This window comes from Actinomycetota bacterium, from assembly GCA_030776625.1.
GTDB lineage: Bacteria > Actinomycetota > CADDZG01 > CADDZG01 > WHSQ01 > MB1-2.
The window spans coordinates 262,107-285,709 of record JALYHL010000001.1; the positions used below are offsets into that span (position 1 = coordinate 262,107).

The 23,603-nt window shown below is 62.9% G+C and carries 21 protein-coding genes; 12 read left to right on the top strand and 9 right to left on the bottom strand.

From position 1 onward, the window contains the following. Nucleotides 1-12 precede the first annotated feature (12 nt). Complete coding sequence (locus M3N53_01360) at nucleotides 13-1,599, top strand: S8 family serine peptidase (protein ID MDP9066980.1); 1,587 nt, start codon at nucleotides 13-15, stop codon at nucleotides 1,597-1,599. A gap of 202 nt (nucleotides 1,600-1,801) precedes the next feature. On the opposite strand, the gene M3N53_01365 is transcribed toward M3N53_01360, so the two are convergent. Together M3N53_01365 and M3N53_01370 are read right to left on the bottom strand one after the other, a co-directional pair. Continuing rightward, complete coding sequence (locus M3N53_01365; protein MDP9066981.1) at nucleotides 1,802-2,905, bottom strand: hypothetical protein; 1,104 nt, start codon at nucleotides 2,903-2,905, stop codon at nucleotides 1,802-1,804. Between the two features lie 63 nt (nucleotides 2,906-2,968). Continuing rightward, nucleotides 2,969-4,672, bottom strand: a complete 1,704-nt coding sequence (locus M3N53_01370) for a CocE/NonD family hydrolase (protein ID MDP9066982.1) — start codon at nucleotides 4,670-4,672, stop codon at nucleotides 2,969-2,971. Nucleotides 4,673-4,902: 230 nt separating this feature from the next. Here M3N53_01370 and M3N53_01375 point away from each other — a divergent pair, with 230 nt between their 5' ends. After that, on the top strand, nucleotides 4,903-5,436 hold the full coding sequence (locus tag M3N53_01375) for an Lrp/AsnC family transcriptional regulator (protein ID MDP9066983.1): 534 nt from the start codon (nucleotides 4,903-4,905) through the stop codon (nucleotides 5,434-5,436). 125 nt (nucleotides 5,437-5,561) lie between these two features. On the opposite strand, the gene M3N53_01380 is transcribed toward M3N53_01375, so the two are convergent. Together M3N53_01380 and M3N53_01385 are read right to left on the bottom strand one after the other, a co-directional pair. Next, the gene (locus M3N53_01380) at nucleotides 5,562-6,107 is read right to left on the bottom strand and encodes a hypothetical protein (GenBank protein MDP9066984.1); all 546 of its coding nucleotides are present in this window, start codon (nucleotides 6,105-6,107) and stop codon (nucleotides 5,562-5,564) included. A gap of 633 nt (nucleotides 6,108-6,740) precedes the next feature. Continuing rightward, entirely contained in the window at nucleotides 6,741-7,925 is a 1,185-nt protein-coding gene (locus M3N53_01385; protein MDP9066985.1) for a branched-chain amino acid ABC transporter substrate-binding protein, read from the bottom strand. 402 nt (nucleotides 7,926-8,327) lie between these two features. Here M3N53_01385 and M3N53_01390 point away from each other — a divergent pair, with 402 nt between their 5' ends. Beyond that, nucleotides 8,328-8,819: an RNA polymerase sigma factor gene (locus tag M3N53_01390; protein ID MDP9066986.1), complete on the top strand. Its 492-nt coding sequence runs from the start codon at nucleotides 8,328-8,330 to the stop codon at nucleotides 8,817-8,819. A 1,199-nt stretch (nucleotides 8,820-10,018) separates the two neighbouring features. Here the strand turns inward: M3N53_01390 and M3N53_01395 are convergent. Beyond that, entirely contained in the window at nucleotides 10,019-11,173 is a 1,155-nt protein-coding gene (locus M3N53_01395) for a LuxR C-terminal-related transcriptional regulator (protein MDP9066987.1), read from the bottom strand. Nucleotides 11,174-11,259: 86 nt separating this feature from the next. Between M3N53_01395 and M3N53_01400 the strand changes: the two genes are divergently transcribed. After that, nucleotides 11,260-11,616, top strand: a complete 357-nt coding sequence (locus tag M3N53_01400) for a hypothetical protein (GenBank protein MDP9066988.1) — start codon at nucleotides 11,260-11,262, stop codon at nucleotides 11,614-11,616. Beyond that, nucleotides 11,613-12,107: a quercetin 2,3-dioxygenase gene (locus tag M3N53_01405; GenBank protein ID MDP9066989.1), complete on the top strand. Its 495-nt coding sequence runs from the start codon at nucleotides 11,613-11,615 to the stop codon at nucleotides 12,105-12,107. The genes M3N53_01400 and M3N53_01405 overlap by 4 nt, the downstream gene beginning before the upstream one ends. Before the next feature lie 577 nt (nucleotides 12,108-12,684). On the opposite strand, the gene M3N53_01410 is transcribed toward M3N53_01405, so the two are convergent. Beyond that, complete coding sequence (locus M3N53_01410) at nucleotides 12,685-13,569, bottom strand: glycoside hydrolase (protein ID MDP9066990.1); 885 nt, start codon at nucleotides 13,567-13,569, stop codon at nucleotides 12,685-12,687. 791 nt (nucleotides 13,570-14,360) lie between these two features. Here M3N53_01410 and M3N53_01415 point away from each other — a divergent pair. The 3 genes from M3N53_01415 to M3N53_01425 all read left to right on the top strand — a co-directional run bounded on the left by M3N53_01415 (nucleotide 14,361) and on the right by M3N53_01425 (nucleotide 17,140). Continuing rightward, the gene (locus tag M3N53_01415) at nucleotides 14,361-14,714 is read left to right on the top strand and encodes a response regulator transcription factor (protein MDP9066991.1); all 354 of its coding nucleotides are present in this window, start codon (nucleotides 14,361-14,363) and stop codon (nucleotides 14,712-14,714) included. Between the two features lie 210 nt (nucleotides 14,715-14,924). Then, nucleotides 14,925-16,496, top strand: a complete 1,572-nt coding sequence (locus M3N53_01420; GenBank protein ID MDP9066992.1) for a sensor histidine kinase — start codon at nucleotides 14,925-14,927, stop codon at nucleotides 16,494-16,496. Then, on the top strand, nucleotides 16,484-17,140 hold the full coding sequence (locus M3N53_01425) for a response regulator transcription factor (GenBank protein ID MDP9066993.1): 657 nt from the start codon (nucleotides 16,484-16,486) through the stop codon (nucleotides 17,138-17,140). Before M3N53_01420 ends, M3N53_01425 begins: the two co-directional genes overlap by 13 nt. 11 nt (nucleotides 17,141-17,151) lie before the next feature. On the opposite strand, the gene M3N53_01430 is transcribed toward M3N53_01425, so the two are convergent. From M3N53_01430 to M3N53_01440, 3 genes are all read right to left on the bottom strand, one after another. Beyond that, the gene (locus M3N53_01430) at nucleotides 17,152-17,730 is read right to left on the bottom strand and encodes a thermonuclease family protein (protein MDP9066994.1); all 579 of its coding nucleotides are present in this window, start codon (nucleotides 17,728-17,730) and stop codon (nucleotides 17,152-17,154) included. A gap of 123 nt (nucleotides 17,731-17,853) precedes the next feature. Further along, entirely contained in the window at nucleotides 17,854-18,312 is a 459-nt protein-coding gene (locus M3N53_01435; GenBank protein ID MDP9066995.1) for a PKD domain-containing protein, read from the bottom strand. A gap of 341 nt (nucleotides 18,313-18,653) precedes the next feature. Further along, nucleotides 18,654-19,232, bottom strand: coding sequence for a hypothetical protein (locus M3N53_01440; GenBank protein MDP9066996.1), 579 nt, complete (start codon nucleotides 19,230-19,232; stop codon nucleotides 18,654-18,656). Between the two features lie 280 nt (nucleotides 19,233-19,512). On the opposite strand from M3N53_01440, the gene M3N53_01445 reads away from it, so the two are divergent. The 4 genes from M3N53_01445 to M3N53_01460 all read left to right on the top strand — a co-directional run bounded on the left by M3N53_01445 (nucleotide 19,513) and on the right by M3N53_01460 (nucleotide 23,510). After that, complete coding sequence (locus M3N53_01445; protein MDP9066997.1) at nucleotides 19,513-19,734, top strand: hypothetical protein; 222 nt, start codon at nucleotides 19,513-19,515, stop codon at nucleotides 19,732-19,734. Nucleotides 19,735-19,893: 159 nt separating this feature from the next. Continuing rightward, the gene (locus M3N53_01450) at nucleotides 19,894-21,690 is read left to right on the top strand and encodes a hypothetical protein (protein MDP9066998.1); all 1,797 of its coding nucleotides are present in this window, start codon (nucleotides 19,894-19,896) and stop codon (nucleotides 21,688-21,690) included. A gap of 6 nt (nucleotides 21,691-21,696) precedes the next feature. After that, nucleotides 21,697-23,199 (top strand): CehA/McbA family metallohydrolase, encoded by a 1,503-nt coding sequence (locus tag M3N53_01455; protein MDP9066999.1) that lies wholly within the window; start codon nucleotides 21,697-21,699, stop codon nucleotides 23,197-23,199. A gap of 68 nt (nucleotides 23,200-23,267) precedes the next feature. Further along, entirely contained in the window at nucleotides 23,268-23,510 is a 243-nt protein-coding gene (locus M3N53_01460) for a dodecin family protein (GenBank protein MDP9067000.1), read from the top strand. The last annotated feature ends 93 nt before the right edge of the window (nucleotides 23,511-23,603 follow it).

A 23,603-nucleotide genomic window follows, 5' to 3' on the forward strand; every position in this document is an offset into this window, starting at 1 on the left:
AGGGGGAACAACATGAACTCGGTCCTTGCAGGACGCGCCCGAGCTGGGATCATTCTCGTCCTGACCTTCACGCTGATCGCCTCCTTCACGGCGGGAGCCGCGGCCTCGGGGCCGGCAATGGATACGACGACCTGGCCCGCTCCGCAAGGCGACGATGGACCTCCGGTCCACGACGGCCTCCACGTAGTCGTGGAATTCGGGCCCACCGCGCACGCTGCCGACCGCGCCGTCGCTCACGCGGCCGCGAATGCGACGGCGGTGAACCGGATGGACTGGGCGAACGCGGACGTCGTGCGGGTCGCCTCGGGCGACGATCCCGATGACGTCGCAGAGCGGTACCTGCGCAACCCGAAGGTCGCCTCCGCGGAGCCCAACTGGCTGCTGCGACCGGCCTCCATCCCGAACGACTACTTCTTCGACTACCAATGGAACCTCCACAACACGGGACAGGCGCTCTATGGCGGGGATGAGTACGGCACCGCCGACGCCGACATCGACGCACCCGAGGCCTGGGACCTCGCTTTCGGTTCCGGGGAGTTCCCGCAGACCGGCGGCATCCGCGTCGGCATCCTCGACACGGGGATAGATCAGGATCACGAGGACCTTGTGGGCAAGACCCAGGCGTGCGCACAGGCGGTGCTTGGCATCGGCGTGGTCGAAGAGGGCGTCTGTCACGATGACGACCGCCACGGCACCCACATCGCGGGGATCATCACGGCGCACACGAACAACTGGAAGGGCGTTGCGGGAGTAGCCCCGAACACCGAGCTCGCTGTATTCAACTTCTTCTCGGGAGGCGTCGGCTACTTGGCGGATGCCATCGCGGGGATCCGATGGCTGCGCACGACCGGCCAGGCACGGATCATCAACATGAGCTTCAATGGCGGAAAGCTGCTGGGGGTGGGAACCCTCGACACCGAGCTTTCGGAGGCGTACGCCGCGGGGACGCTCCTGGTCGGTGCCGCCGGCAACTCCGGCTGCTACCCGTGCTACTCCTACCCCGCCTCACATCCCGATGTGATCTCCGTGGCCGCCACAGACAAAGACGACGTCGACGCGTACTTCAGCAACTGCAACGACGACGTCGAGATCGCGGCGCCGGGGGTGCGGGTCGGGTCGACGTGGCCCGCCAACAGCTATGGGGAAGGGAGCGGGACCTCATTGGCCACGGCACACGTCACGGGCGCGGCGGCCCTGGTGATGTCGGAGTTGGCGACGTCCGCCGCCGACACGAGGGCGATCCTTACCTCGACCGCCGACGACCTCGGGCCGGAGGGGCGCGACGTCTGTTTCGGCGCCGGCCGGGTGAACCTGCTCCGAGCCCTGGGAGGTACGCCTGAGTCTGTGCCTCTACCGGGCGCGCTGGCGGGGACGATCACCGATCAATCCGGGAACCTGCTCTCGGGCTGGGTCAACTGCGGAGACGGTTACTACGACGATGCGGGAGTCGGCTACTACGAGATCCGCCCCATCGCCGCCGGCTCGTACACGTGCACCGCGGACGCGTACGGCAGTTACCGGAGCAAGAGCCAGCATGTGACGGTGACGGAGGGCGCGACGACGACCGCGAACTTCATCCTCAGGAAGGGCAACGGGTAGTCCCGGCTCTTGGTTGGTGCCGGAGTTGATTTCACGGACGCATACATAACGTCGGGATCCGGTAGCAACGTCCTGGGGTACCGCCCGGGACGTTGGGCCGAAGCGTCCGTCTTCACGGGCGGGGACAACTGCATCAAGACGATGCTGTCGACCGGAGACCTCGCCGGGTTGGATGTTTCCCGGCGAACGAAGACTTTGGCTTCTAGAGGTCTGTCGCGTCCAGGATCCAAGCACCGGATGCCGAGTTGACCCAGACGCGGTCTTTGTAGAAGTAGGACGACCAAGCGGCATGCGTGTCTGGCTGGAAGAATGAGACCTCTTTCGGCTTCGCGACGTTCGAGATATCGATCACTGACGTTCCCGCCTGCCACCAGGCGACCACTATGGTGCGGTTATCGACAAAGTTGAAATTGTGCGCCCAACACACCGACGGACCTCGTGGCGCATTCATGAATCCGACCAACCTTGGTTTTCCGCGGTTCTGAATGTCGTAGATCGACAGAGCACCCAGCTCGCGCGTGTCCGTGTTGCCCGAACATGATCCGCCGCTGTCTTCGTCGCCGATCAACAGGTACCGCCCGTCCGGCGTCGCCATCGCCTCGTGGTGGTACGCGATCTGCTCGTCGCTGATGGTGGAAATCACGGCAGGCGCGAGAGGAGAGGACACGTCCCAGATCTGGGTGTTGGGGCTGCCTCCAGCGCAGAATGCGAGTTCCTCGTTCTTTGTGAAGTGAAAGGTGATGTCATGGCACGTCTGCATGCCGGTCGGTATCGGAATCGGCGTCATGGGATTGCTCACGTCGATGACGAAAGTCGGGTCGTTGATCGAGTTCGATGCGTAGATCAACGGCTCGGTAGGGTGCGCCGTCAGCGTGTGAGTCCCCACCGGTAGCAGCGCGAATCCGAGCTGCTTGGGGTTCTTCGGGTCGCTCACGTCAAGCAGGTTGATGCCGCTGGCGGGCTGAGCCATGCACCTTCCGAAATGGCTTCCGACGGCGATGATGTTTTCGCTCAGCGCTGCGATGTCGTTCTGGGTTCCTCCACAGGCAAACTCGCCAATCAACTTCGGCTTCAAACCCGACGTTTCGAAGATCCTGACCCGACCGTTCGTGACACCGCTCTGCGTGAAGAAGGCCCTGTCGCCGGCGAAGGTGATGTCCGTGCCACCCGAATAAGCGACGTGCTTCAACAACTTCAGAGCGCGAGCAGGGCGTTTGGCTACGACCGGCTGGTGGAGCGTCAACAGCAAAAAACCAACCAGCGCCATCGCGACGACGCTGTGGCTCCTCCTCGTTAGACCTGTCATGACCGGAGGTTCTTCTCCATCCTGGCTCTCCTCTGTGAACGGGCGGGGTCCACCCCGGCTTCGCTAGACCTTCGCGACCGGCAAGACAAGACGCGTGCGGCCGGCACCCTCTTTGACAGTGACTTTAGCGGCCGTCGTGTCAGACACCACACCCGAGGAGCTGCAGTGCGCCCGGCCGATGCTTCCCCCGATGGCCCACGTGCAACTGTCACTCGAGGCAAGCAGGACCTGGAGCCGGTGCCCTTTCTCGAAGACATAGTCGCGCGCATGCAAGACGATCTGATAGCCATACTCTTTGCCGGGCTTGACGTCCTTCGGCTTGGTCAACCCGTCGCGATGACGAGCGTCTAGGTATCCCCGTGACACATACTCGGCGGTGCCGTCGGCCGCGACGTCGTATAGAAGCGCGGCGAAGTTCGTATCGCGCTTGTCTATCGAAGCGACCACGTCGAAGATCGGCGAACCGTAAAGCCGGGTTGAGGCTGTCAATCGCGTACCGGTATAGATGAGCCGTGCGCCTTGCGCCTCTCTCAAGGCGCCGCGATAAAGACCCGGCACGTCTTGGTAGTTGGCGGAACCACTGGCCGCGTCCTCCTGCAGCTCTCCTTTGGCGGCATGCAGAACCATCTGTTGGCCGGGTCGCGCTGGCCACGCGTCGGCCGTCCGCACCCGATCCTTCTGGTCGATCGTCGTAATGGCCGGCTCATCCATCATCCCCGTGTCGTTGTCGTTGAGCCAGTGCTCGTACCAACGCAGAGCAGTGAGGTACCAGTGGTCGACGGGTGGCTCCTGATGATCCCACGGTCCGATCAGCGCCTTTCGAGGCACGTCATGTCGTTCCAGCCCGTCCCACATCGCCGCGAAGTGGTCCATCTTTACGTTCTCGTCTCGGGTCCCGTGGACGTGAAACACGGCCGCACGAATCTTCCCGGCCATCGACGGGTAGTCCCGTTGTCTCCAATACTTCGTCATCGTTCCGTCGAGCGACATGCCCCGCACCACGTTTTCTCCACTGCATGAGGTCTGCACCAGATTGGAGAAGTAATTCGGCGCACTGGCGTTGGTGGGCGGTGGAGCCGCCGTGAGACCCTCGTACGCGGCCGGAGTGAGCATGTTCGTCTCGTAGTGGACTCCGCCGTTATAGAGATACCGGTAGAACGACGTCACAGGCGCGATCGGAATGATCGCCTTCAGTGCCGGAGGGGAAGCTACCGCCGCCGCATACTGACTCATCCCGACGTGGCTGACGCCATACATCCCGACCTTCCCGTTAGACCACTTTTGATCTGCGATCCATTCGACCGTGGCGTAACCATCCTGTTGGTCGCCGGGTCCGCCGTAATCGAAGCAGCCATCGGAGTTGTGTGTTCCCCGCATGTCCGCGGCGACCACCGCATAGCCCCGCGGCAGGAAGTACTCAGCTACACATTGGGCCCGCTGCAGTACCCCGGCATCCTCGAGCTCCTTGTAATAGATCCCGAAGAAAGCGTGGTACGGCGACATCACCAGGATGGTCGGGAGGGGTCTTCCCTCGAAAGCATCAGGGCGATAAACGCGAGCAGAGATGAGCGTCCCATCCCGACTCTCGATCTGTACGTCGCTCTTCGTGACGCGAGTCTCTCGGGGTTCGGGCATCTGTGATGCCCACTCCGGCGCCTTGCTCTTCGATTCCGGCTCGTAGCACGGCAACACTGCGGCAGTCGGACGAGCCATAGCGACGGGAACGAGCGCGGCCAGTACGACCACGATCGCAAGTACTGAACCCAACCTGAATCTCCGCACAAAAGCCCCCGCTCTTCGTCTCTTTCCGCCTGGTCTAGAGGTATTTGCCGCCTCTCACCCCTTCTCCTGCTCGGTCACAGCGGAATGTCACACTTGTTTTGCCCAGGGAAGAAGATATTGTCTGTGAAGTGTGCCAACCGTCGAAGAAGTCTGCGGTTTTGCGCCTTGACCCCGACGTTTTATTAGGATGAGACATCCCAGGAGACGTATCGAACGTGGCCCGTAAGCCGAAGGCCCGACAGCCGGATAGGCAGCCAGATCCAGACGCTCGTCTGGACGACGCAGACCTGGCGCTACTCGCTGCGCTAAGGGATGAGGGGCGTACGACGATCCAGGCGTTGGCTGCGCTAGCAGGGATCGGATCTGCGACTGCTTCCGTTCGTGTTCAGTCTCTGAGGAACCGGAAGGTCATCCGAGGGATCCACGCTCGGATCGATTACTCCGCTCTCGGCTACGCGCTCTGCGCCTACGTTTTGCTGGAGGTGAAGGAGGTCACAGGCCGGCGCGGCGGAGTGTCTCGGCAGCTTCTCGCGCTCCCGGAAGTAGAGGAGGTCGCATGGATCACTGGCGAGTACGACGTCATTCTCAAGATCTGGGCGAAAGACACGAGTCACCTCGAAGCGATCGTCGTCAGCATCGATGAGATCGGTGCCCGCAGCAAGACATTGATCGTGTTAGGTGAAGGACTCCAGAAGTCTGGGATCACTTTTGAGGCTCCGGTCACGAAACTCGAACCAGGCGACCCGTAGCGCCTCCGAGGCACCACCGATCGTTCCGGTCGAGGAAGCTCGCGCGCGGGTCGTCGCAGGGAAAGGGCGGCGGTGGGAGGTGCAAAGGAGGGAGCAGCGAACTACGAGCGCTGAGCAACGGGCTGCTACTCCTCGAGCGGGATCCGGAACGGCCGCCGCGGCCAGGTGACGATCGCCCGCCTGATCTTGTAGCGGAGTCGGCCTCGGTCGATCGTCACGCCCATCGCGGCTGCCAGTTCCTCGCAGCGATCCAGCTCTTCATCCACCTTGTCCGGGTTCGGCGAGCCCGCCCAGTCGATGCGCACGCCATCGGTCCACGCTGTGAACCGATCGCCGAGGTCCTCCCACAGCGTCGCGTCGCGGCCTACGCCGAGGGCCGCTGTCACCGTGTCGGAAGGCTGGGGACCCCAGCCGACGTCCTCGGGTGTGAAGCGACAGTCGAAGCCCTCGGCGGTGAAGATCATCGGAGCCGTCTTCATCTCCTCACCGCGCGCGGTCAGGACTTCCTCCGCCTCGGTCCGGCTCAGTCCGCCGACGTCCAGGTCTTCGACGGCAACACCGCGATGGATCCGACCCGCGTTCACCGCAAGATCGACAAGGACCAGGTAAGCCGCCGCCGCAACGACCAGGACGAGAACCAGAACCGTCTTCACGGGCGGCGACAACTGCATCAAGACGATGCTACGACCGGACGTTCAGTTTGGGTCAACCAGCCATCATCGAAATGCCAAACCAGGACCTTGACCTCCCACCGCTCCTCCGTCGCGGCTCCCCCTGATCTGTCCTGCGGCTTCAGGAGCTTTTTCAACCGCTGCAAGAAGACAATCGCGAGTCGGCGCTAGCGTGCCAAGTGGTTGCGCAGAAAGGCGGTTACGGCAGCTGCATAGGCGGTTGGATGTCCCTACCTCATCGAAGGTTAGGCGGCGGCCGCCCACGACGACCGATCTCATGTCCATGATGGTAAGCAGCACCCGCATCGTCGGCGAAATGAGCGCGAGCAACCACCAGCGCACTCATCGTCGTCCGCAGATGGTCGTGGAGAAGGTCGCTCGATAGAGACCTTCGACTCCCCCTCGTACAACTCACACCTGCTGCCGCACCCGTGGATCGGTAGATCTCGCCCAACTACAAGTCTTAGCGGACCAACCGCCCCCTGCCGTTGTCCCGACCCGCTCTCTCCAGCTGCACGAACAACTCCGAATGGCGAACGTTCGTCGAGTATCGCTAGATGTAGCCGTGGGCGATGAGCCTCGGCTCCGCCGTCGAGGGCCCAGACCAGGTGGTAGAGGCTGCTGGGCGCTCGCTCAAGGCTGGTCGATCAGCTCTGAGACCCTTCCGACGTATTCGAAACGCCGTGCTCGGTCCAGCCACTTCCAGATGAAGACGTCGCTATCGTCGGCAACGAGCTCGCCGCGCTCGTTCCACGTGTAGTCCTTGACCGTGCCGTCGATGCCGTCCGCTGCGTCGAAGTACGACACGACGTGAGCTCGGACTTGCTCGAGCGTCTCGGTCCCTGAGAGCCCTCGCAGGGCGTCGATGGCGATGTTCGTGACGTCGAACGCATCCGCTGCGTAGATCCTCGGCCGCTCGCCGAAGCTGGTTTCGTACTCGGCGACGAATGTCGATGCCGCTTCGATCTCGGTTGGATCGGAGCAGGGACACGCGGCCTTGGTTCGGGCACGCCCGTCATACCCCTGAAGAGGGCGCCCGAGGCCCCCGTGCATGGCTCCGTCGGCGGTAACGAATACAGATCGGACCCGCACCTCTCGCAACTGGCGCAGCAGCATGCCGGCCTGGGGCCAGTACCCACCGAAGTAGACGACGTCGGGGTTCCGTCGCTTGATCTGAGCCACGACCGCGCTGTAGTCGCTTTCTTCCGGATTGATCACGTAAAGGCCGTCCAAACGATCGCCTACGCCGGCCGCGACATCTTTGGCGAGCCCTTTTGAATAGTCCTGGTTGTCGTGCACGACACTCACGGATCCCGCTGGGAGGGCATCGACGATGTATCTCGCAGTGGCGGCACCCTGTTTCGGATCGGCAGCGATCGCCCGGAACCACGTGCCGAATCCCTGTTGATCGATGACCCGGTTGGTCCCGGTCGACGCCATTAGCAGACCGCCCTCGTCGAAGATCGAGCCGGTAGCGAGCGTCTCTCCGGAGAAGAAGCCGCAGATACAGGCGACGACCTGATCGTCCTCCACCAATTCCCGGGCCTGCGGGACGGCCTGGTTAGGGTCTCCTTGACTGTCCTTGACGTGTAAGGCAAGAGCACAGGCGAGGTCCCGTTCGCGATTGGCGAGGTCGACGGCCAAACGGATGCCGTTCGCGATTGGCCTTCCGAGGCGAGCCGCGGGACCGCTGAGCGCTCCCATCACCCCGATCGACCACGTGCACGTCGGCGGGGTCTGCGCACGTCCCGACCCCGCGAGGGGGACGACCAGTTGTGTCGCCGCGACCAATCCGGCAAGTACCCGGCGGAAGCCCATTGCTCCAGACTTACACATCGGGGCCGGGGGGTCGCAGCCGCTAACCGTGCAACACCCCTTGTCATCCTCGTCATTCGCGGTCTCTCATTGCCGCTTGGAGCGGTCGCCGTTCACCGACGCAAAGGACCAGACTAGGGATTGCCGCTACATGTATCCGGGGACCAGAGACCGCGGTTTTCCTCCCGGGCCTCACGTTGGAGTTGCACGAATATTTCCGAATGACGTTCGTCAGGTTTCGCTAAATGTAGTCGTGCCCTTTCGGCGTGGCAGACCCGTCGGCGCCGGCCTCCGCCTTCCTGCGCCTAGCTAAGTCGTCGATCAGTCTGTGGATTCAGACTCTGATGAAACGAAGTGAAGGGTTCAAGCGTGTTGGATATGTGACAGATCAACACGGGGAGACCTTTGGACGACGAGGTGACCGAGTTCTGCCGGCAGAACCATCCGCGCCTGGTCGGGGCCCTCGACCTCTACTGCGGCAGTCTCGCCGTAGCGGAAGAACTCGCCCAGGAGGCCCTGACGCGAGCGTGGCTCCGATGGTCCAAGGTGAGGCGGATGGAGCGGCCCGAGGCGTGGGTCACGCACGTGGCTTTCAACCTCGCTCGGTCGCACCTGCGCCGCGCGATAGTCGAGCGGCGTCTTGGCCCGAAGGTGCAAAGCCTGAGCAGCTTCGACTACCGGGATCCTGCGGATGCGCTAGCGCTGCGGGCGTCTCTTTCGAGGCTTCGTCGTCGCCCGCGGGAGGCCCTGATCCTGCGGTTCTTCCTGCAATTCACCTACGCCGAGATCGGCGAAACGTTGAATATCCCCGCAGCATCGGCTCGGACCCTGGTGCACCGAGCCCTTCCGAGGCTTCGGAAGGACTTGCAGCAAGAGGACATATCTGATGCCGATTGACCTAGAGCACTTGTTCGAGCGCGCTGCTCGCTCCCCAACTCGCCCTCCGGACCTCCACGCGGTCCAAGAGAGAGCTCAGAGGCTCCGGAAACGGAGACTTATCTCGGTTGGAGCCGCGTGCACGGTGGTCATCGGCGGAGGAGCCTACCTAGCCATGAACTCCCTATCCGGGTTGAACAAGCCGCCCGCGCACGAGATCGACACCGTTGCCCCACCGCCTATTCGCGGCGTTGCGCCATCCGAGTCCGCGACCACCGCGGAAGAAGGGGGCGAATCTAAAGGTCCCGAGGGCCCGCCACCTGTCACGATTCACTACGGAAGCGAGTCATCGCGGCTCCAACCGTGGAGCTATTGCTACAACACAGGCTGCATCTCCGGCTTTCCCCCAGCCGCGCCCCTTCATGTAGGTAGCCCCGGCGAGATCGTGGTCGAGTACCCCCTTGAGGACTGGACATTCACGGCCTGGTTCCAGCGAGCTGAGGATGATTGCGGACGTCGGCAAGAAGCGCCTCTTGAACGTGACGATGCCGGACGATTCATCCTGCGGCCCGCGGGATATGCCGACACCTACGACGTCACTCTGTTCGGCCGCGGTGACGGTGACCTATCCGTCACTTTCAGATGGTCGACACCAACCGACGGGCCCCTACCGGAACCTCAGGCCTACCTTGGAGTCGTCTCGGACGACAGCGACGAAATAGTCAGCTACGGCGTGGAGATGTCGATCACGAACCTGGCAAGCGATCCGCGATCGGTCGACGCACAGATCACGGTCACATCACGTGAAGGCCGCTCAGTCACGTTCGAACCACGGCTAAGACGGGGGAGGTGTCGACCGGAGGGGTCACTTTTCTGGGACGGACCCGACGATTGGGGTCAGGAAGCGACAAAGCTCGGATCTGCGCCGTTCGAATACGAGGTCCGCTTGAAACTCGACGGAAACCGATATCTCGGAAGAGGCACCTGGCCCACGAACGAGATTCGCGGTGAGGAACCGTACGTGCGGCTCGAATTCGACCCACCTCTTCCACGGCTTCAGTAACCCGGCCCCGGCGTCAGCTGTTACCGCTGCACGTGTCAGGCGCCCACAGTCCTCGATCGTTCTCACGAGCCTCTCGCTCCAGTTGCACGAAGAGGGCCGAGTGGCGGACGTTTCGTCAAGTCTCGCTAAATGTAGTCGTGAGCTCCGGAGTGCCGACCTAACTCTTTGCTTGGGCCGGCATCGGGCCGCCCCGCAACGGCCGACCTTCGGCTGCGCGGCGCTCGTTGTCACGCAGGCGCGGCTCGTAGTGATTAAAGAACACCTTGCCCACGAGCTCGCGCCGACTGCGGACGCCCGTCTTCTCGAACACGTTTTTCAGATGCTCCTGGACGGTATGCGGTGAAAGGAACAGACGTTCGGCGATCTGTCGCGTCGAGTCGCCCGACAGGACGAGACGCGTGACCTCCTGCTCGCGGTCGGTGAGCCCGTACGCGGCCATGAGCAGTGGCGTGATCCGGATCGAATCCGCAGGCTCCACGATCACGGCGACGCGGCGAGTCGCCTTTGTCACGAGCGCGGCGCCGTGGAGGACCAGCCAGCGTCCCTCGCTCGACAGAACTCGCGCAACCGCGACCTCGCCTGGTGCGTCGTCCCCCTCGACCGTGCGAAGTGCACGACCGGCCACGGCAAGCACTGCCGGAGGCAGACGCTTCTGACGTTCCCAGTCGCCGTCGGGCAACTCGTTGAGCCAGGTCTCCGCCCCCGGTGTGAGTGAGTCCACGCTCCAATCGTCGTTCAGGACGACGAGCCCGGGTGGCTCCGGTCCTTCCGGGTCTGACGCCTCGCCAACAAGCAGCCCGCGTCTCGCGCCCTGGGCAAGGTGTGGCGCCACCGCTCGCAGGAACTCCAGCTCGTCGGCGTCGAACCACGGCTTTCCTGTTTCTCGATACAGACCCATCAGGCCCCAGGCCTCACCTGTGCGCGTGCGGAGAGCTACAAGGACCTCCTGGTCACCTCCGTACTGGATGTTTGTTTGCCAGCGGGGGGTCTGACTGGGGTCTCCGCCGGCGGCTTCATGCAGCGTCGAGATCCCCGGGTCCGAACGCGCGACGCTGGCGATGTTGTGAACGTCGTCCTCGTAGTACTCGTGAGCGAGCCACTCAGGAGGAAGGCTGGGGATCTGCCCGTGGTCGTAGTGGCTGGTCACGAGCAGTGAGGCAGGATCGAGCGTGAACCAGCATGGCGCACCGAAATGCGGGACGACGCCGGACAGAACCTCCGCCGAACCGTCCCAGAAGGCCTTCAGGTCCAGGCCTCGGCCCGCGAGCTCGGAGATCCGGTCCGTCGCTCGTTCTTTGGCATCCGTCCTCACACGAGCATGCTAGGTCGCTCCGCCGCTCAACGGAATACCAACTTCTTGGTATCGACCTCGACCGTGTGTCCTCCTACCTTGCTGGAATGAGATCAGGAGCGCGAACCCCCGAGGAGCTCGAGATCCTTCTGGAGGACGCCTTCCTGACGGGTGATCCGCAGGCCCTTTGCGACATCTTCGAGCAGGGCGCGGTCTTGGTTGCCGGCAGTCCCCCTCGGGAGGCTCATGGCGCAGACGCGATCTGCCGTCTTGCACGGGCGATCGTGGAAAGCGGTTTGAGCTACCTCGCCGAGCCAGTCAGGGTCGTGCAAGCGCGTGACACGGCGGTGGTCCTTGCGAACGGCGGGATCAATGTTGTCCACCGCGGAAGCGACGGCGACTGGCGCTACGCAATCGCGGTTCTGGCACATGAGGAGACGGCTCACAAGGAGGAGGAAAGATGACGCAGCAAAGCGAAACGGCCCTACAGCCGTCGATCGTCCGAAAGGGCGAGGGGGAGGCGCGTTGGTGGTTCGGTGGGCTGGCAGAGATCAAGGCCACGGCCGCCGACACCGGCGGACTGATGTCCATCATCGAGGTGACTGAACCGCCCGGCATAGAGGCTCCGCTTCACGTCCACTACCGCGACGACGAGGGGTTCTGGATCCTGGACGGCGACGTCACGTTCGAGGTCGGCGACATGACCATCGAGGCGAGCGCCGGCGACTACGTCTTCGGCCCCCGCGACATCCCGCATCGGTACACCGTGGGTGACCAGGGCTGCCGGATGCTGTTCATCATGGTGCCAGGAGGTCTCGAGAACGTCCTAAGGGCGACCAGTGAGCCCGCCGCGAGCCGCACGATTCCGCCCCCCGCCGAGGAGGAGCCGAGTCCCGAGGAGATGGAGAGACTCAAGGCGATCATCAAGGAGCACGGCTACGAGTTTCTTGGCTGACATCGCTCAGTCGGTCAGGGTTGCGACGTCAAAGGAGTCACCATAAAGAGGAGCACCGCCCGGCGCCCGTGATCCTGTTCCAACTTCTCGTGCGAGAGCGCTAAGAGTCGCCGCCGCAGGTGTCGGGGGACCACAGCCCGCGGCGGCTCTCTCTCGCTTCTTGTTGGAGTTGCAGGAATAATTCCGAGTGGCGGATGTTGGTCGGGTATCGCTAAATGTAGTCATCTGCAAGGAGCCGCAACCAAGAAGCGAGGCAACTCTGATCAGCAGCGGGCGCCTGTCTCGCGTCCAACCTCTGTTGGAATCATCGCAAGCACGTAGCGGTCTTGTGAGCGGCGCATTTCCGCCGCCAACCACTCGCGAACCGTGCGGAGCCAACCACGCCGCGTCGTCCCTCTCTTGATCACGAAGGGTGCCGCAACAAGACGAGTCTCAACCTGGGACATCTGATCTCCTCCTTTACCTACGGGACGCGCTGCGCGTTCCCCCGACTTTCAAACCTCTACGTGGTGATCATCTGCATCTCCCGACGCCGAGTCGTCGGGGCGCGCCCGTGTTTTCGCGTAGGGGTAAGGCCCTAGAAACCGCCACGAGGTTGTGCGGAAGGCTCATCGGAATCAGCGCGACGATGCCGGCACCCCTCACCATTTATCTCCGAGGGCACGGCTGCTGTACCCACAAACATGTCCGCACTGCCATCGACTGCGTAGGGTCGGCCCAGCGCGAAGATGGCGGTGAGCCCGCATTTCGTGGCAACCACGCTCTGGTGATCGCCTAGGTATGGATTGTGAGACTCGAAGGGCGTGCCTTCAGCAAACGTCACCCAATCGCCGTCTTCGACGGAGAATGACGATGCAAGGGTTAGTTCCTCCCATGTCGCCCCTCCGTCCGTGGACTGGAGTAACCGGACCTCTGCTGTCTTCCCTTCGTCGCCCTCTTGATCGTTGCGCAGATCATCGAACACGACCCCGACAGTGCCATTGGGCGCCACCGTGACCGCTGGCAGGAATGCCGAGAAATGGGCGGCTTCGATGTGTCGCGCCGGCAACCACGTGGCCCCGCCGTCACTTGATCGACTAATCACCAAACCGGGTCGGCCTTCAACCTCCGGCGTCTCCCAGACAACGTAAACGGAGCCGTCGGGCGCGACAACCGAAGCGTGGATTCCTTCTATGTGTTGACCTATCGTCGCCGGATCGGACCAGGACTCGCCTCCATCCTCCGAACGAATCGCGAAGAGACCCAGTTCCCCGCCTTGCAACCCACCAGCGATGAATCCAGGCGTCGAGAACGATTGATAGGTGATGAGCAGATCACTATTCGGCAATACCTGGACATGGTTGAGAGCGATCTCATCCGGATGTAAACGAATGGCGCGGGCGGGCGTCCACGTCAAACCACCGTCGGCGGTGCTAGAGAAGGCCGTCAAGAGCGGGGCGTTCTGCCAGACGAGATGCGCCACACCCGGGCGACGGGGATCGGCCGCGATCGTGGGAAAGTCGTTACCCCCAGCGGCCACTACGACTGGATCTGAAAAATTGCGTCCCCCGTCGACAGAACGGCTCACGACTACTCTCGTATCCGCCGAGCGCGGGTCGGGAAACGGCTGTCCCTGTTGCGTCGCAACTACATAAACGATTCCCTCAGGATGCTCGCTGCTGCTTGGGCCGATGGACACCCGGACGTCGTAAACGGTTCGGTATTGATGCGGACCTCCGGTACAAGACGTGATTCCGGGCAGAGGTGCGGTCGTCCAGGTATCGCCCGCATCGTGTGACACAGATGTCATGACGGCGAGACCTCCATCCTGAAGCCATACCGCCACTAGATTCTCTGGGTCCGTGGGACTTGCCGCCAGCGTCGGCTCCGCCTCCACGTCTCTCGCGAGGTCCCATAGGTTCGCATTGACGTCAAAAGCGCAGCCGCCCACATCCCCAGCGGTTTCGGGGAGAGGGCTGGGTCCGGATATGCGCGATAGCGAGGTGCGGACGGGAGAAGACGCAAGGCCGGGAAGCGCTAATGAGAGAAGCGTCACCACACCGGCCGTAACGACGCACAACCCACGCAGGTTTATGTGTCCCCGCTTGTCCATTCGCCACCTCCACCTTGCTTTGAATGAAGTTGCTCTTAGAGTCACTTTGGGCGAACGTCAAGACGGAGTCGTCGGGGGGCTCCCTGAAATCAACGGCGCCGAACAAGAATCAGGGAATGCCCCTATAGCACCCGAGCGAGGGCTTACTTCATGATCGGAATGTGAACACGACTGTTCTGATAGTGGACGATCACCCTTCCTTCCGCGGAGCTGCTAGACGTCTTCTGGAAAAGGCAGGGTTCAACGTCACAGGCGAGGCCGCCGACGGCCAGACCGCCATCGAAGAGAGCCTTCGTCTGGCCCCCGACATCGTTCTTCTGGACATCCAGTTACCCGACATGGATGGATTCGAGGTCGCTCGTCGATTAGCGTCCTATCCCGGATGTCCCATCGTCATCCTTGTATCGACACGTGAGCCAGCTGACTACGGTGACGAGGTCGAGCGGGCTCCCGCCCGCGGATTCATCAGTAAGGCCGAGCTATCAGCCGCAAAGATCTCGGAGCTGTTCCGCTGAATGAATAGTTCCGTTTTGGTTGGACTCATTGGGGCTGCTGCTGTCCTCGGCGGCATCCTCCTGCTACCCCACGCCTTCGATCCCATCCACCCGATGGCGGACGGACCGCTTTGGGGGCGACTCCTGCACGTCGCGGTTGGGTGGGCCTTTATCGGGGCCGGTCTGACAGCTTGGGTCAAACGACACGAGAAACGAACTGGGATCGTTATGGTGGCCTGCGGTTGGGCGTTCTGGTTGGCGCTCCTGATCGGCACCAGGATCCCATTGCTTTGGACGCTCTCATACTCCTTCCAAACCCTGTTGCTGCCCCTGCTCTATTACTTATTGCTGGCTTACCCAGACGGAAAGCTCCGCTCTCGGTGGAGCCGGGCTTTGGTAGGCGCCGAAGTCATATCCAGCTCAGGCAACGCCCTATTCGCCGCGTTTTTCGACCCCAGGGCATTCGGATGCTCCGATTGCCAACGCGGACTGAACCTCCTTCTCGTACGAAACGACTTCGAGTTGATCAACTTGAAGGACCAGATCTTCGGGCGGATCGGTCTCGTCGTTCTCATCCTTATAATGTCGACACTCATATCTCGCTGGGTACGCGCAACCACCCCGATGAAGCGAGTGATCAATCCGATATTCATCCCGGCCCTCGTTTGGGGATCGGCGTATCTCACGTACCTTCTCTTTCTCCAGTTCCAGCAGGTGGGCCTTTACGACCCGCCTGTGCGTCTCTATCACGTTCTTCTCGTGATCTTCTCGAGTTCGCTCGTAGCTCTCCCGCTCATGTTCCTGGTGGGCTTCGCGCGCCTGCGTGGACGGCGCGCTCGAGTTAGTGACCTCGTGGTCGAGCTTGGCGACTTCCCGACGGCGGGGCAATTGGAAAGAGCGCTGGAGCGCGCCTTGGGCGACCCCTCACTTGAGGTGGGCATCTGGGATTCGGCGACCGCGCATTACCTCACGCCTGAAGGGGACGCCCTTGTCTTACCTGATGCCGACGACGATCGCATCGCTACCAAGCTTGAAAGAGGCGGCGCACCCATAGGGGTCATAGTTCACGACCCAGCATTGCTGGACGACCCAGGACTTGTCGCAGCCGTGACCGCCGCGGCCAGGCTCGCGGTAGAAAACGAACGTCTTCAAGCAGAGGTACTCGAGCAACTTTCAGAAGTCCACGCGTCCAGAGCTCGCATCGTTGAAGCCGCAGATGCGGAACGGCGGCGGATCGAGCGAAACCTGCACGACGGGGCCCAACAGCGTCTCGTTTCGCTCTCACTCGCCCTTCAGATGGCGGAAAGCGAGCTTCAAGAAGGAAAGGAGGGAGCAGCTAGCTCGCTGAAGGAGGCGAGCGTTGAACTAAAGGAGGCTTTGACTGACCTGCGCGAGTTGGCACGTGGGATGTATCCCGCTGTCTTGACAGATCAAGGCTTGCCTGCGGCAGTCGCGGCACTCGCGCAACGAACGCCGATCCCCCTCCAGGTTGCCCTGTCGAGCCTCGCGGAAAGAGACTTTCCAGAAAAGGCCGAAGCGACCGCTTACTTCGTGATAGCCGAATCGATCACGAACGTCATCAAATACTCGGGCGCGTCGAAAGCACAGATAACAGGCACCTTTGAGGACGGATTCCTCCGAGTCGTTATCGAAGACGACGGGGTCGGAGGTGCCGATCTGGCTTCCGGCGGTGGATTGCGTGGACTGAGGGATCGCGTAGAAGCCCTGGATGGCCAATTCGAGGTGGAGAGTCGAGTGGGCGAAGGAACCCGAATCACTGCGAGGATCCCGTGCGTCTCGTGATCGCAGAGGATTCAGTGCTGCTTCGCGAAGGCCTCTCTCGTATCGTGGCGGACAACGGAATGACCGTTGTTGCGCAGGTCTCGGACGCGCACGCGCTTCGAGCAGCGGTCGATGAACATCAACCAGATGCGGTGCTGACCGACATAAAGATGCCGCCGGGCTTCCGGACTGAAGGTCTAGAGGCGGCGGCTGACATCAAAAGCCGCTTCCCTAGGATCGGGGTCCTCGTGTTGTCTCAGTACGTCGAAGCCGACTATGCGATGAAGGTAATGAACAGCGGGGGGGGTGTGGGTTACCTGCTCAAGGAACGTCTGGGGAAGGTCGACGAGCTTCTGGACGCCATCCGCCGCGTTGGAGTCGGCGGCAACGTCATCGATCCCGAAGTGGTCGACGCGTTGATCTCTCAGGAACAGGCAAAGAGCCATTTCGCCGAAATGACCCCGCGGGAGAAGGAGATCCTTGGTCTGATGGCGCAGGGTTGGTCGAACACTGCGCTATCCGACCGGCTGCATGTGAGCCCCAAGACCGTCGAAACACACATCGGACGGATCTTCAACAAGCTGGGATTGCATCCCGCTCCGGAAGGCCACCGGCGCGTCCTCGCGGTGCTCGCCTACCTCTCATCAACTGCTGCGAGGACCTAGCGCGCTAAGGGTTACGGACCCCCATTCTCCTCCGCACAGCTGGCTGCAGACCAAAGGCCACGGCCGTTCTCCCGCGCCTCCCGTTGCAGCTGCACGAAGAGACTCGACCACCTTATGTTTGGTGGGTAGGTGTAAGCCGCCGCGTAGCCGTTGACAACCAGGCGCGCGTTTGCCATCTCGGCCTCTAGATAGACGTACCGCAGTAGACGGTCGTAGCGGTCCGTTTCTTCGACGTCTTTCACGAGCCGCACCGTCTTCCCGTCCAGTAGAGCCTTGGCTGCGCTGGAGGCCTCGCGCCCGAAGCACTCGACGGGCGTGCCGGGCTTCACCGATTCAGGTGTGTCGATCCCGATGAGGCGGACCGGATATTCCCTGCCCACCTCTGCTAGCCCGGCGCCGGGGCCGTCACTGCGACCCGTGATCTCGACCTCGATCGTGTCGCCGTCGACCACGCGCACGACGCTCGCGGCCTCATACCCCCCCGGCTCCTCGGCGAGGGTCGCGGGAGCCTGCGTCATGAGATCGACCTGGTGGCCTGCACACGCCGTCACCACGAGGCACGACAGCAAGAGGTAGCGGACCCGAGTCATCCGGGAAGGCTAGCCACGGGGTGTGACATCGCGGTGTGACGCTTACCTCTTGCAGTCGCTCACGTGTTCTTAGAGACGTAGTTGCCGCTCAGCTCAGGCCACTCGCATCCCGAAGAAGACTCGTCAGCGGCGTTGGCGCAGCATCGCCACCATCTGGCGAACGTGGTAACTCACCGAGTCGTCGTTACTGAAGTAGCCGAGGTGCTGCCACCCTCCCCCGCCCATGCGCCAGCTCGCGCGCCATAGAACCTCTACCGAGACCGGGTAGACGCCGCGCCGCTCGTACATGTGGCCGATGTTCCCGTTGCGACTCCGCGTCCACCGGCGGCCCGTGTGGTTCGTCGTGCGCGTCGCTCCCTCGCCGAACGACCACGTGTAGGAGATCGGTTCCGCATACGCCGTCACGACCAGTCCGGGAACGGAAGCGCTGGCGGAGACGGGTCTAGGTTCAGCCTCGAGCCAGAAGAACGAGCGGAGGCCGGTGAGCCCGGTTTGCCGAGGCGCGATCTGAAGCTCGGGCCACTCCGCGATGGACATAGCTCGATCGGCCGCGATCCACGCAAGCTCCCACGGCGACGGCATGTCTTCAGGGGCTCGCGGGTCCGGTGCTTCGGGCGGCATCCGACATGCGGATTGATCGAGAGAGACAACGACGTCGCCGCTCCCTTCCGGAAGCGCGACACAAGTAAGAGGAAGGTACCGATAAGGGGGCCGCCCCGAACTAACTGGCGCTTCACCGGGCATTGATCTTCCTGAAGGGCCCCCTGAGGTCGTCGGCGGGTGGTAGCCCGTGGCTGTTGTGCCAACGCCGGGCAAGCTCTTGGCGCCCCACGTTGTGACCACGGCGGTCGCCTTACCTGGATCCGCCACCGCGCCTGTAGCGATTAGCAGGACGGGCGCCGCGAGCAGACCGGAACATCTCCTCATTCCGACAGCCGCCTAGCAGCCGTGATTGTCCCCTCGTACAACAGCCAACGACCCGCCTGCGGCTGTATCACCCACTCGAGTGTCTGCCGTTCAACCGCGCCGGTTGAGGTCACGTCTCGGCCGGATTTGTCAAAGAATCGTGTCTCAATGACCACGATCTGACGAATCCTGATGTCCCGCGGTTCGTTCGAAAGGACGTCTACCCGAAGAACGTCGTACCGGGTCGCCTTCATTCGCACGGAGTCGCGACGAAGCTTCCGAATCGTCTTCAGTACTCGCCTCTCCGCCGGGCTGTTCGAAACGAACGCCGCGGATACAAGGTCTCTATCGCGCCCCTCAATTGCTTCCACGCGGAGGGCGTCTAGTTCTTTGAAGCGGGCTATCGCTTCGGCGTCTGTTAGTTGGTGGTCTGTCGCGGAGGCAGTGGGGCTCGCAGCGGGGCGCGCTGGCTCCGCCCCCTCGCCGCTCGGCCTCGTCAGCAGGATCCCTGCTCCCAGAGCGATGACGAACGTGAGCAGGACGCCGAAGACGAGGAGCGGGGCGAAGGCTCCGAGCCGGCTCCCTTGGTTGCTCATACGGGCGATTGTGGCAACCCGGCCCGATCCAGGCAATCGAGACTCACGCGACCCAACGCGGGCAACACAGAAGGATGCGAATACAAGCTCAGACAGGCAAAGCACACTTCTGGGGCTGAAGTTGCTCGGCCCGCCCGCCGGCAACCGACCCACTGCTTTTCGCAGTCTGCTCGCACTACCCGCAAAGGGAACCGAAGGCTGTGTGGCACCGAGCGGCCTCACCACAGGACGCGCCGCCGGACGCTCTTAGACCTGACAGTCAAGTAACCAATCGCTACCTTTGGGAGTCCAAGGCACCGGCGGCGAGAAGGAGGTGGATGGTTTGGCGATAGCAACCGAGGAGCTGGTGCAGGCGGGCCTGTGCGATGGCTCCGGCGGGCTCCACCTGACGGCCAAGGGCCGCGACTGGCTGCACGCCCTCGAGGAGATGCAGATGCAAGAGGTCACGCTGGACGACGCAGCAGCGGACCTGATCCTCTCGACGAACGGCCTCTTCCGCTAACTCTCACATCATCAAGCTTCTTCAGGGCCTCGCCTGCAGGCGGGGCCTTTTGCGTTCCAGATGGGACCTGACCACAGCCTGGCAGCTGGAGTTAGAGGAATCACGGCACGCGGGGCGAAAGGGGAATTTCAACCCATTTGTCCCCGCGGAGGAGTCCCGATGACATTCGACTGGAAGAACCCGCCCGGCGCGCCGGCGGCTCGGAGGGCGCTGAAAGGTCCCGTCAAGAAGATCTTGACTTCGTTCCTGGTCGGCGTCATCTCCGTGGGCGTGGCGTGGGCAGGCGCCGGATTGGTTCCTGTCAACGACCTGACCGGCGAGCTCGGAACGACCGAGCAGGTGCCCGGAGCGACCAACCCGAAGCGCTCACACGTCAGCGACGGGAGAGTGGCCGCGGGCTTCTCCGCAGAAGACCTAGCGGCAGGTCAGCTGCTCGCGGGAGCAGCGAAGGTTTCGTTGCGACCGACACCTGAGGCGTATCAAGAACAGTTCCCCGGTGCCCGGTGGGAGACCGACCCCAAGAAGTGCAAGACGCTCACCGACGAGCAAGGCTTCCAAGAAGGCCTCCAGGACGCGGACGATCTCCGTGTGAGATGGGCGGAGAACACCGACTGCATCTACATGGGCGGTTACGGGATCGGCCCGATGTTCCCGATCGTCGCGTGGGATGACGAGTACGGCCTCTACTCGCGATCGATCGCGATGAGTGACGGCAGCGAAACCCTGGTTCTCACTCTGCTCGACGCGGTCTATTGGGAAGCGCACTACGACAACCTCTGCAAAGGGTGTGGCTTCATCGACCTCGCCCAGTCATTGTCGAAACAAACGGGACTGGCACCGGAAAGCTTCGTGTTCGCCTCGACGCACAGCCACACGTCGCCCGACTTCATCGGCGGCTGGGGCGGGGTCCCCCGCTGGTACATGCAACAGACGACGGACGCGATGCAGACCTCCGTACAAGCCGCCCTGGCTTCGATGCAACCCGCCGTGCTGGAGACGGGCGAGGTCATAGCGCGCCAGTTCAACGGAGAGCGTCGCGACTTCTACCGGTCCGCAGAAGATGACGGAGTGTCGTGGTTCCGTCTGGTCGCGGCCTCAGATCAACCTACGACCGAAACCTGCAGCAACCCCGGCGGGGCGGCCGCTCCGGCCGCCAAGCCCATCTGTGAGCCGGCAGACTCCGGCACTGCGATCGCGACCGTCGGCGCCTACGCGGCGCACCCGGTGACCGCCGACGCTGGTGCCGGTATCGGAGACGCAGACTTCCCCGGCGTGTTCGCGAAACGTGTCGAAGAATCCTTTGGAGGCGTGGGGATGTTCGTCCAGACCGGGCTCGGCAACATGTCTCCCCGCGGCGGAAAGGTCGAGATGGGAACCGGCCTGGCACAGCAGATCCCGGCGATGGGCACCGGTCGCCTCGTTGAGAACCCCAACATCACCATCGGGCGGAGGTTCTGGGACCAGCCCGTCACGAACGTCCCACTCGGTCACCTGGGGGCCGCGGGTGTGTTCGACCGCACGTTCAACAAGACGCCCGCGGCGATCAGCGTCGGCAAGAGCAAGTACGAGAACAAGCAGTGCCACTCGGCGTCTCACATCTCCGTCAGGACCTCCGTCAGCGCAGCAAAGATCGGTCCGCTCTGGATCACGGGGGGCCCCGGCGAGGTCTTCTCGAACCTCACCAACACGATCGAGGAGCGTAATCCCGGTGGTGTGACGATGGCGCTGGGTCTCGTCAACGACGGGCTCGGCTACATCATCCAGAGCTTCGAGACCGATCACGTCGGGCGGCAAGGAGTGGGTTTCGTGGGCACGGCAGACGTCCCGGACCAGTCGCCGGTCGGTCCTGGGCAGCCGCTCCTCGGACTGTCGGAATACGAGGACGCTTACTCGATCGACCACTGCTTCGGCGACGCGGTTCTCGAATACACGATCCAGCTTCTGGGGCAGATCTAAGCAACCATGAGAGACCGCATTCTCACCGTCGCACTCGCTGCGGCAGCGGTGGTGGCGGCGACGCTGCCTTGGGGTGGCGGCGGGACCGCGACCGCGGCCGAACCGTGCGACTGGCTCGCAGGCGATCTGCACGTTCACACGACCTACTCGCACGATTCATACGGCGGACCTGAAGACGACAACACAGGGCATGAGGACGCCTACACCCTCGGCTGGGGAGTGGGTGACGAGGGAGCGCTCGCCGCGTCGCGCGGCCTCGATTACGTCGCGATCACGGATCACAACGACATCCGCGCTCAGGCCGACTACGACCAGATCCGCTCGCATGGAGTTATCCCCATCCCCAGCTACGAGAACTCGATGGGCGGCCACGCTCAGATGCACGGCGCCACGAAGCTTTACGACAACGGCTCCAACACGCTCGCCGACGTAGAACGGGTGGCCGCGGAGCTGCGCGCGGCGGGCGGTGCCTTCCAGATCAATCACCCGTCCGATTACGAATGGGTCACTAAATACCGTCACGCTTTCGTCCCAGACGCCGTAGAGATCTGGAACATCGGCGTGTGGGCCTACGAGCCACCGGCGCCGGGGACGAACGATCACGAGTACCCGCTGAAGTTCTACGACAGGTTCCTCGAGGCGGGGCACCGCGTCGCCGCGACGGCCGGCAGCGACAGCCACTGGCGCTCAACCACCGCGGCTCAAGGTGTGGGTCAGCCCACCACCTGGATATGTGCAGACGACGCGACCGCACAGGGCTTGGTAGATGGCATCAAGGCCGGGCGCACCACGATGTCCCACCAGCCCCCGGCGTACGGCGGCCCGTTCGCCGAAGTGCGCGCCGACGGCAACGGCGATGGGACGTTCGAAGCGATGCTGGGCGACGTCGTCGCGCCGAAATCGCCCGTGCAGGTGCGCGTGGCGCGCTCTGCAGGAGCAATTCTGCGGCTCGTCACCGACGCGGGACGGCGGGAGGTCATCGTGACGTCGGACGATTTCTCGCATGTTTTCGAGATGCCGCGCGGAGCAACGTTTGCCCGTGCCGAGGTCTTCTACGAAGACGCACAGGAGTCGCGACAGCAGTTGCAGAGCATCTGCGACGCGCTGGAGACGATCACCACGTACTTCGGCCAGAACGAGGTCTCGTACTGCGACGTGCGGCTGGCGGTAGCCGCTCTGACGTCACCTATCTACTTCCAAGAGCCAGATCTCGATCCGTCGACCACACTCACGTACAACGGTGCCACGTCCGGCCGGGTGGGATCCACCACAAGGCTGAGTGCCGTACTCACGGATTCCGCGGGTGCACCTGTCGGAGGGGAGGCCGTCCGGTTCGACTTCCGCGGGACCTCCTATGAAGCGACAACGGCGGTCGACGGAACCGCTTCGACCTCTGTGAGGCTGACGGGTCCCCCAGGCACGTATGACGTGAGATCGATCTATGAAGGGTCGAGCATCTACCTCCCATCGCAGGACCTCGACCCCGTCACCGTCACCACCCCCAGCTAGAGGTTTCCTCCGCCCTTCGCGGCGGGTAGGCCAGTGCCGGTCCGTCGAACCGAGCGAAGGGGGCAGTCATGTCGCACCACGAAGAGCCCGGTGGCACCGTCAAGGTCATCGAGCTGGTCGGAAGCTCACCGAATTCCTTCAGCGACGCGGTTCGCAACGCGGTGAAGACCGCCTCGCGCACGATCCGCAACATCAAGGGCGTAGAGGTCTACTCGAGCACCGCGTCGGTCGGCGACGACGGCGACATCACCAACTACAAGGTCCAGGTGAAGATCGCTTTCCTGATCGACGAAGGCGGCGCCGCCAGCTAGCGCACCAGCTACAAGAGGCTCCTCCGACGAGGGGCCTCTTGTGCGCCGCAGGAAGCGGACGGGTTTGTGGCGAAAGGTCCCATATCTGTCCCC